The organism is Nostocoides sp. (genome assembly GCF_035343835.1).
In the GTDB taxonomy this organism is placed as follows: domain Bacteria; phylum Actinomycetota; class Actinomycetes; order Actinomycetales; family Dermatophilaceae; genus Nostocoides_A; species Nostocoides_A vanveenii.
Window position 1 is genome coordinate 1 of the sequence record NZ_DAOQZV010000352.1, and the last position, 2,287, is coordinate 2,287.

At 71.3% G+C, this 2,287-nt stretch carries 2 protein-coding genes; one reads left to right on the plus strand and one right to left on the minus strand.

Translation table 11 applies throughout. The annotated features are described in order from the left end of the window. A partial coding sequence (locus PKH97_RS15985) for a hypothetical protein (protein WP_324388603.1) occupies positions 1-327 on the plus strand: 327 nt, incomplete at its 5' end. Positions 328-483: 156 nt separating this feature from the next. Here the strand turns inward: PKH97_RS15985 and purH are convergent. Then, the gene (gene purH / locus PKH97_RS15990; protein WP_324388604.1) at positions 484-2,112 is read right to left on the minus strand and encodes a bifunctional phosphoribosylaminoimidazolecarboxamide formyltransferase/IMP cyclohydrolase; all 1,629 of its coding nucleotides are present in this window, start codon (positions 2,110-2,112) and stop codon (positions 484-486) included. Positions 2,113-2,287: the final 175 nt, after the last annotated feature.

Consider the following 2,287-nt stretch of genomic DNA (forward strand, 5'->3'; position numbering starts at 1 on the left):
GGGCGGGTGCCCGGCGGCGCGGGGGAGTATGCGGCGGCGTGGCGCCCCACCGAGGTGAGCGTCGAGAACGTCTGGGCAGCGCTGGACTGCCCCGGCGGCTGGTCGGCGGGCATCGCGGGCCGGCCGATGGTGCTGGGGACGATCACCGCTCGGGTCGGAGCCCTGCCGGACACGGACGAGGAGTGCGTCGTCATGGCCTGGCCCGGCCCGGCCGCGGGGCGGCGTTTTGCTTCCGGCTCGGCGGTGTTCGGAGCCGATGGCCGGTTGCTCGGGCAGGCCGAGTCAGTCTGGATCGCCGTGGATCCGGCGGCCATCCGGCCGCGCTGAGCCCGGCTGGGAGCGGCGACTGGCTCGCGACCCAGCGCCCGGGTCGCTCACCCGGGCACTCCGAATACCAATCGGGTGGGCTTGAGGCCCGACAGGCCGGCACATGGCCCCGACACGCCGGGCACCCCGCTCGATCGGTATTCCGACTGCCTGGCTTCAGTGGGCGAAGTGGCGCGTCCCGGTGAAGTACATCGTCACCCCGGCCGCCGTGGCGGCAGCGATCACCTCTTCGTCGCGCACCGAACCCCCGGGCGCCACGACAGCCCGGACCCCGGCATCGAGCAGCACCTGCAGACCGTCGGCGAACGGGAAGAAGGCGTCCGAGGCAGCGACCGCTCCTCGAGCCCGCGCCTCGCCCGCCCGCGCAACGGCGAGCCGGCAGGAATCGACCCGGTTGACCTGGCCCATCCCGATGCCGACCGAGGCGCCGTCACGAGCCAGCAGGATCGCGTTCGACTTGACGGCGCGCACCGCACGCCAGGCGAACTGCAGGTTCGCCAGGGTCGCCTCGTCGGCCGCGGCGCCGGCAACGAGACGCCACGTGGTGGCGGCATCGCCGCCGCTGATCGCCCCCGACTCGTCCTCGACCACGGCATCGAGGCGGTCGACGGTCTGCATCAGCAGGCCACCGGAGATCGGGCGGAATTCCACCCTGTCGCGCGCGATGGCCATTCCTTCGGGCAGCTGGATGAGCCGGCGATTCTTCTTCTCCCGCAACAGATCCAGCGCATCGCCGTCGAAGCCAGGGGCCACGACAACCTCGCTGAAGGTGTCATTGAGCGCAAGCGCCATGGCCCGGTTGACAGCGACATTGGTGGCGACCACGCCGCCATACGCCGACACGGGATCGCAGGCGTGCGCCGCGGCATACGCCTGGTCGACGGTGGGGCCGACGCCGATCCCGCAGGGGTTCGCGTGCTTGATGATCGCGACGGTCGGCTGGTCCCCGTGATCGTGGGCCGCGCGCACCGCCGCGTCCGCGTCGACATAGTTGTTGTAGGACATCTCCTTGCCGTGCAGCTGCTCAGCGCTGGCCAGGCCAGGTCGCCCGTGGCGGTAGATGGCGGCCCGTTGGTGCGGATTCTCCCCATAGCGCAGGACATTCGCCTTGGTCCACGACGCGCCCGCCCAGGCCGGGAAGCCGCTGCCGTCGGAGGTGTCGGCATACGCGCTGCCGAGCCAACTCGCGACCGCGGTGTCGTAGTCGGCCGTGTGCGTGAACGCCCGCGCCGCGAGCAGCTTGCGCTGCTCGAGCGTGAAGCCGCCCGACCGTACGGCCTCCAGCACCGCCGCGTATGCCGCGGGGTCGGTGACGATCGCGACGCTCGGGTGGTTCTTGGCCGCGGCACGCACCATCGACGGCCCGCCGATGTCGATCTGCTCGACGCACTCATCGGGCGTGGCCCCGGAGGCGACCGTCGCCACGAAGGGGTAGAGATTGACGACGACCAGTTCGAAGGGCTTGATGCCGAGATCCGCGAGTTGTTCGAGGTGGTCGGGCTTGCGGGTGTCGGCGAGGATGCCCGCGTGCACCGTGGGGTGCAGGGTCTTCACGCGTCCTTCGAGGCACTCGGGGAAGCCGGTGAGGTCCGCGACCTCGGTGACCGGAATATCGAGGGCGGCGATGAAGGCCGCGGAGCCGCCGGTCGAGACGAGGGCGACGCCCTGCTCATGCAGGCCCCGAACCAGCTCCTCCAGCCCGGTCTTGTCATAGACGGAGATCAGGGCCCGGCGGACCGGCCGGATGTCCTGGCCGGGGTCGGGTGGGGTGACGGTACTGCTCACGAGTGCTGCGTTCCTTCGCCGTATGCCGGGGCACCCAGGCGGGCGATGCACCCGGCGCCTACTCCCCGGTGGTGTCCCACCTGCGCCAGTTGTCCTTTGTCGCCTCCGATCCTACGTGCGTCGGGCCGTTCCCTGCGTTCGCCGAGGTCACGCCGGGCCTTGGGCGGCGCATTAG